The sequence below is a fragment of the Candidatus Poribacteria bacterium genome, from assembly GCA_009839745.1.
Taxonomy (GTDB): domain Bacteria; phylum Poribacteria; class WGA-4E; order WGA-4E; family WGA-3G; genus WGA-3G.
This window is the reverse complement of the sequence record VXPE01000107.1, coordinates 1-7,636: the sequence shown is the minus strand read 5'-3', so window position 1 is coordinate 7,636 and position 7,636 is coordinate 1. Positions and strand designations below refer to the sequence as shown.

General features: G+C 48.7%; 3 protein-coding genes. 1 reads left to right on the top strand and 2 read right to left on the bottom strand.

Going from position 1 to position 7,636, the window contains the following annotated elements; translation table 11 throughout:
• The first annotated feature begins 84 nt into the window (after positions 1-84).
• Complete coding sequence (locus F4X88_16000) at positions 85-1,053, top strand: MerR family transcriptional regulator (GenBank protein MYA57783.1); 969 nt, start codon at positions 85-87, stop codon at positions 1,051-1,053.
• Positions 1,054-1,100: 47 nt separating this feature from the next.
• On the opposite strand, the gene F4X88_15995 is transcribed toward F4X88_16000, so the two are convergent.
• The gene (locus tag F4X88_15995; GenBank protein MYA57782.1) at positions 1,101-3,080 is read right to left on the bottom strand and encodes a hypothetical protein; all 1,980 of its coding nucleotides are present in this window, start codon (positions 3,078-3,080) and stop codon (positions 1,101-1,103) included.
• 108 nt (positions 3,081-3,188) lie between these two features.
• Positions 3,189-7,409 carry a hypothetical protein gene (locus F4X88_15990; GenBank protein ID MYA57781.1) on the bottom strand — a complete coding sequence of 1,407 codons (4,221 nt, stop codon included), beginning with the start codon at positions 7,407-7,409 and terminating at the stop codon, positions 3,189-3,191.
• Between the last annotated feature and the right edge of the window lie 227 nt (positions 7,410-7,636).

The following is a 7,636-nucleotide window of genomic DNA, read 5'->3' as shown; positions in this document are numbered from 1 at the left end:
GTGCAGAATGTTATATTAAATCGTAGGATTTGGATGCAAAAACGTGTAATGAAAACGAAACTAAAATAAACAGGGGAAAGATTAATGACGGCTGATCACAAATATGGTATTAAAACCGTTGCTATTCAGACGGGGTTAACGCAGTTCACGATTCGGGCATGGGAAAAACGATATGATGTCGTAACACCGCTGCGAACCGAAACGAATCGTCGTCTCTATTCTGATGCGGATATATCGCGACTCACGTTCTTGCGCCTGGCAACTGAGGCCGGACATAGCATTGGACGTGTAGCCACGCTACCTATTGATGAGCTTCTGGAGATCGTTGGAACAGAGGGGATGATTGGACAGGTTCCTGCAATCGCGAAAGAGGTGGTCTCGCAAGAAACATCCCTGCGCCTTTACATTGCTTCGTGCGTCGCAGCGGTTAAACAGTTTCAAGCGCGAGCCCTCGAGTCGACCCTTTTGGGTGCCTCGACCGCCTTTAGTCAGCCTGTTTTCCTCGAAAAGTTGGTCGCACCGCTGATGCGAGAAATTGGTGAACAGTGGAGAGCAGGGGCTTTGCGGATCGCACACGAGCATTTTGCCACGGAGGTTGTCCGAACATTATTGGGCAATATTTGCCAAGGATTTGAGATGTTTACTTCAATGCCAAACTTAGTGATCGCGACCCCGCGGGGTCAGCTTCACGAAATCGGTGCGTTAATTGCGGGAATAACTGCGGCTGCAGAAGGGTGGCAAGTCACCTATCTCGGACCCAATCTGCCTGCTGAAGAAATTGTGGGATGTGCCGTACAAAATGCCGCAACGGCTGTTGGGGTGAGTGTCATTTATCCCACAGATGACCCGCATTTGGCAAATGAATTGCAAAAACTCCGGCGCGGACTCCAAAAACATATTCCATTGTTCGTTGGAGGTGCTGGAGCAGTCGCTTATGATCGTGTTATTAGTGCTATTGGAGCAGTAAGAGTCAACGATATGCAGACTTTCCGCGCTGAACTCCAAGCCTTGCGGGTACAACAGAAGGGATTGGAGGCATCGGCGGGATCTTAATCACATCCCAACCTCTGCCTTCTTTGTTATTTATCCGCAAGGTATAATTAAAATTTTCCAAAGACACGCACAAAAATTTCCATGTAATTTTGGTCGTTCACATCTCCGATAGCGCGCTGATCTATGTAACGCGCGCCAATATGCAGAAACATACGTTTCTCGTAAGCGACAAAACTCTTTTCCATTTCAGCCAACAATGCCTGACGGACGAAGTCGTTGTCATTCTTAAGCATATCGTTGAACAGGAGAATTTGACCACCACCGGTGAGTTTGATGGTTTTCGTAAACTGATAGACAACCTTGAGGATAAGTGCCGAAGCCATATCTTGCACATTCCCACGTTCAATTTCGCGTAATCGAAGGCGACGAGAGACATCCCTACCGTCGATTTCCCCAATTAAGGACAGGTATTCAAGCCGATCCTCCGCCATTCGGAAACCGTTACGAACAGTGGTTTTGAACATCGGACTGATTTCCAGCGACTTAGAAGGACGCAAACGGTACAAGCTTTTGAAGATACCGACCTCGTAATGTTGGTTGTCCTTTTCAAAATCGTAGTCGTATTGAATCTTCGCGCGAGCCGTCGTGACCATCCGTTCGATTCCCAGGTATTCATACGTGATTTTCGCAGTGTTAATCAAGTCATTCTGCATCAGTAATGGATCTCTGCGCCGTTTTTCGACTTCGACACCCCCATCAATATAGAAGAACTCAACATTACCATCCCTTTCCATTTTACGGACTTCCGGTTGCGCCCGATACAACCCTTCTTCCGTTCCGCTCAAAAATCCGGCATAATACCATGTTTCGTCAGGGATCCGGTCTTTTACCAGTTTCAGTTCATTTTCAAAAACGAGTGAAGAAGCCTGAGCAAGTTCCTTCCGATACACCAGATTGCCAAACGCTTTCGTTGAGGATGGCGTATTTCTGAGTCTGAGGTTTTCTTCGATCTGTAACCCAAGGTCCAGGTTGACGACACTTGCTTGTTGACTGATTTTACGGTTCATGAAAAGTCGCATGCCTTGGAGTCCAACATCGAATTCGTAATTCGGATCCTTATCGTTCTCTTCCTCATCTCGGATGCCGTTATTGTTCCGATCGCTTTCGTCAAGGAAATCCTCATCGACATCGAAAAGCAAAATGTCATCTTCATAGTCGAAGATGCCGTTATTATTTTTATCGAGGTCTCCGGGAATAATCAGGGAGGGTGGATCGAGCGGTGTATTATCGGAGTAGCGGTCTTGGTCATCGTTATCACCGACGGAACGGGAGGCATCGAACCGCGGACCGACGCGATACGCTTCCGCCTGAAAAATCGTATCCCCAACGGTTTGGAATGCTTTGAGAACTGTTGTCGTTGCATCGAAACGTGAACTTAAGTTTTTCTGCAACGCACTCTTCGGTGTGACAGCCAACTCTGCTTTTAAACCGTAGTTGGTGAAATTGGTTTCCAGGTCTACCGCCCAGACGGGTGTCTCGCGGAAGTACCAAGAGAGACCTAATTGGGATCTACCGAATTTTGTGACTTCACGTAAGCCGATACCCGATTTTTGTCCTCTGCCTTCACGTCCGTTCAGGCGGTTGAGTAAACCGGGCACCATGAGGATTGTCCAATCGGTGCGATTGGAACGGACCTCCCAACGGACACCGCTGAGGTCGATCTGGTCGAAGGTGAATTTTGTGAAGGTTGTCGGGACCTCTCCGAGACTCAAGATATTTTTTACACTGCCTGCGGTTTCCTCAATCACCATGACACTATGAAAGCCGCGCCGAAAGAGCCGATCAAAATCGAAGTTGTCTTGCCTAACACGCTCCTCTTCTGTATCTGCGAGGAAGTTCCGCCTGTTTGTGAAATCGTATTCGACACGTCCGGATAGGAATAACTTACCAAATAGACTGTATGCATCCTCTGCCTCAGCGCGGAATGCCAGAGAGCAGCAGAGCAGGACCTTTAACAGCAAGAATAGATTTTTATAAGGATGACGGGCACGAATCCGGGACTTTCGGTTACCTGTGTTTATTTCCATATCTTATGAGGCATCAGGCATCAGGCACCAGACATTAGTAAGAAGGGTTGGATTAACCGAAAACCTCTTGTAACTGACGACTGATAATTGATAACTGATAACTATTCCTTATCTCAAAATATCCTCAGGGCCATAGGATTCTGTAAAGGTTGTCCAGATACCCGTGCGTTTATCGTAACGGCTCAATCCACGATAGGTCCCAAACCAGACGAACGGACTGTCTACAGCCATGGAAAGGATACCATTATGTGCCAAACCGTCCTCTCGAGTGTAAGTCGTCCAGCTATTCGTTAACTGATCAAAGCGGCTGACACCGGCGTTGTAGGTGCCAATCCAAACTTCAGTGCCATCAACACCAATAGAGGTGACTTTGTTGCTGGCAAGTCCATCTTCTGTCGTATAGTCAGCCCAAACTTCTGTCTTTTCGTTATAGAGTGTCACACCGCGGTCGCTGCCGAACCAGACATTGTCGCCATCAATCACGATACAACTCACTTCATCACTCGCGAGTCCATCCTCTACTGTAATCGTCTTCCAGATATCCCGACCGATGTCATATTGACTAACCCCCCTGCGTGTCCCGACCCAGACGTGTTTCTTGCTCGCCGTGATACACCAAATTTGATCGGTAACCAATGATTCTGCGAACTCTTTGGATATAGCGGAAGGTTGGATCTCGGTTCCCGACGTGTAAGTAATCCAAGCATTGCGATCATCCGCTGTGCGGGGATACTTTCCGATCCCAGAGTTCGTCCCAACCCAGATGCTATCGGCATCGCTGCTGACAGAAGTAACATTATTCGCAGGCAATCCATGCTCAGTTTTGTACTGATCCCACCGCAGGGCTATCTTATCAAAGCGATTCGCCCCATCGCGTGTCCCGACCCAGACGTATTGGTCATCGACCATAATAGAACTTACAACGTCATCGGAGAGGCAGTCTTTCTTTTTTCTGCTATGCCGGTGCCAATGGCCCCCGTGGGTTTCTATGTTTTCAGAACCGCCCTCCTGTCGATAATTCTTCCAGATACCTAAAACCTTATCATAGCGGGACATGCCTGCGTCAGTGCCGACCCAGACAAAACGTTCATCTGCGTCTACCGTCCGAATGGTGCGTCCGACGAGAGTGGGAAGTGCTGTCAAAGGGGTCCAAGATTCTTTCTGTTTGTCATAACGGGAAAGTCCACGCAAGGTTCCCACCCATACATAGTCCTCATCGACTGCAAGCCCATACTCACCCACGTGGTTATGGGGCAATCCTTTGATATCTCTAAATGATGCCCAAGTGCCCGAAGCAAAATGAAAGCGTCGAAGCCCATCGTTCGGGACAGCTAACCACAAATAATCGTCATCGGATGCAAGTTCGAGCGTTCCCCGTCCGGATCGGATTGTTGTCCATTCCTTTGTGCGCCTGTCGTATCGGGTAACGCCTGCATCCTCCCAGGGTCTGTAGAGTATCCATACATCTTTTTCTGTGGCAATAATACGTCTAATCGTTCTTGAAGCGAGAACGTCATTTGTTGAAAACGTCGTCCATTTCTTTGTCTTTTTATCGTATCGCGACAACGGGCGGTTGCTATCTCTATCCCACTCCGAGCGTGCGACCCAGATGAAATCGTCATCTACAGTAATCCACTCTGCGCCTCTGCCTGCAAGTCCGTCCCTCGGTCCAAAATCTTTCCATTCACCCGTGATTTCATTGTATCGACTCAAGGTGCGCCCAGATCCAAACCAGACGTTCGGGCCATCAACTCCGATTGCATTCAAGCGCTCAATCTGAGTCCCTTCGTCAGGAACGATCACGTTCCAGGTTCCAGTCGCTTTACTATAATGGCTCAATTCCAGACCTATCATCGGAATGACCCAGACGCTCTGTTCACTCACAGCAATCTTGTCCACATCGTTTGTAGAAAGACCGTCCTCTGTCGTGAAATGTCGCCATGTATCCATGGCTTTATCGTAACGGAGAACCCCATAGTCGGTTGTGAACCAGACGGCATCGGTGTCAACATACGTCCAACGCACGAGCGTCATGGCTCTTTTCTGAGTAGACTGCAAAATATCTACGCGTGTGAAACGCCGCCATGTTGCCGTTGGACGATGAAACCGCACGAGGGCACCGTTCGGCGAAGCCCCCCAACTATTGAACCAGATGTAATCGCCGTCAAACTTGATGTTTGAAACCAGTGTTTCAAGGAACGGCTCCCGCACCGGACGAGATTGATGTAGGGCTTCTCTTCCACGCTGCGGGTCATATTCAACGAGACCGGTGTCCGTTGCCAGCCAAACCGTTTTCTCGGTTTCCCCACACAGAATGTCACGAATGTTATAAGGCACGTTTGAGAGCGAATTCCAAGAATCGGAAGCGATCGTGTAACTTCCCAGACCCCGGGGTGTACCGATCCAGAGTATACCATCTTGAAAGGCAAGTGCGGTAACATTAGGCGACGCCAATTGGTCATTAAAGGATAGCGGGATCCAACGCTGACGGGCCTTGTCATATTTTGCGACACCTCGGTGTGTGCCTGCCCAAAGCGTCTGTTCTGTGGAAAGCAGCACATTAACATACGGATTCGGAAGACCATCAGCAATGCCGCGCATCTGCTTATCGGCGATTGAGTATTGCCAAACACCCTCCGCACCGCCAAACCAGACGTTCTCATCACGAGCAAGCACGGATAATATGAGCGGGTTTTTAGGTGTGTCTGGCAGTGCCAGTTGTGTCCAAGTCGAAGAAAGTGTATCGTACACCGCGGGACCGAAACTCGTACCAACCCAGACCCGGTGATTCTGCAATGCAGTGCCAGCATCAACCGATGTCACAAAAGCTTCGCCTTGTGTCTGTGTTTGAGGTGGGACATGGAATGTCCACTCTTCACCTAAATATGCTCGCGTGCCAAGCCCTCGATCGCACCCAATCCAGACCTGGGAATGGTTGTCGGTTATCGGTTGTTGATTGTCCGTTAAAGAGGACGCTGATGAATCAGAATCTTTTTCCTGGTGACTAATATATACTGACGTAATGTATGGAGTCGGGAGTCCATCTTCTCTGGAGATGATTTCCCAGTTGCGCGTTTGCGGAGAGTAAATTGAAATCCCTGCGACAGTTGCCATCCAAAGGTTTCCATCGGGGGCACGTGCTATATTTCGGACATCGTTATCCACAAGAAAATCGCCTTGCTTGTAAATCGTCCACTCGCCACTCACCTTATCAAATCGGCTGACGCCATCTTCCTTACTCCCAAACCAAACATCGTTGCCCTGTGTCGTGATCCAACTCACATGATTGCTGGATAATCCATCTGCTTTGGTGTAATGCACCCATGTGTTGACGGGCTTAATGAACCGATGCACACCGGCGTTGGCGGTTCCAAACCAGACTTGGAATCCATCTGCTCGGACACAGGTAATCATATTACTTTTCAGTAGATCCGTTTTCGTATATGTTTTGATGAAGGTCTGGTCGACCTGATTGTATTGACTGACCCCCTCTTTCTGGGTGCCAAACCAAACGCTATCATCGTCCACCGCAATCGTAGCGATCTCGCTGTCTATCAAGCCATCTGATTTCGTATAGTTATTCCAGGAATCGGTATCTCGATGGTAGCGACTCACACCGCCTCTGCTGAATCTCGGATCCTCGTCCCATCCGTGCGGGTCGGGGTTTATTTCCCTATCGGTGCCAACCCAGACATACTCCGACTCGACAGCGATTGTTGTGATTACTTTACTGACTAAGCCATCTTTCCGGGTACGTACTGCCCAACTGTCAATCGTTTTGTCATAACGGTTTAGCCCATCGGATGTCCCAAACCAGACGTAGTTTCCATCCACCGCAATTGAGGAGACTTGATCACTCGCTAAACCGTCAATGGTTCGGAAGGTTGTAAAGGTGTTTGTTTGCATATCGTAGCGGCTTACACCTTCATCCGTAGCGAACCAGGCCCATTGTCCATCCACCGCAACGGCATTCACCATATCGTTCGATAACCCATCTTCCATTGTATAGTGAAGCCACCTATCCTGTTGACGGTCCCAGCGAGTAACTCCCCGCGCCGTCGCAATCCAGACGTTGTCTGCATCTGCCGCAATGCAATTGACCTCGTTGCTGACGAGCGTCCGTTCCACGGGCCATGTCTTGGCAGACACTGCATCTGTGGTGGCACCATCATAGGGAAGACCAGATTGTGGATCGGTGGTTACCAATGGACCGCACCCGACAATCGTAAACAAGGACAGCAGCAACAAGGCGCATGCTATCGAAGCAGTGTAAAGAGGTTGGCATTTGTGTCCAGTAATCCGAGGCTTACTTCCTTCTGCTTGTTTCATTGTTTCCACCGCCTCCCTTTCACCCAAGTGTGAGTTTCGCAATTTTAAGGCTGTTACCGCCAGTTTGCATTTATGTTAAAATCCATAAATAGGTGAACATATTCGTAGCATAAACTTTTAGTTTGTGCCCGTCCAAAGGACACTAACGGACATTAGGTCTTTCTGAATATCTAAACGTGAGTTTGATAATTAATTTCTGAATTTTTTGAAGAAAGAGAACCCTTTTG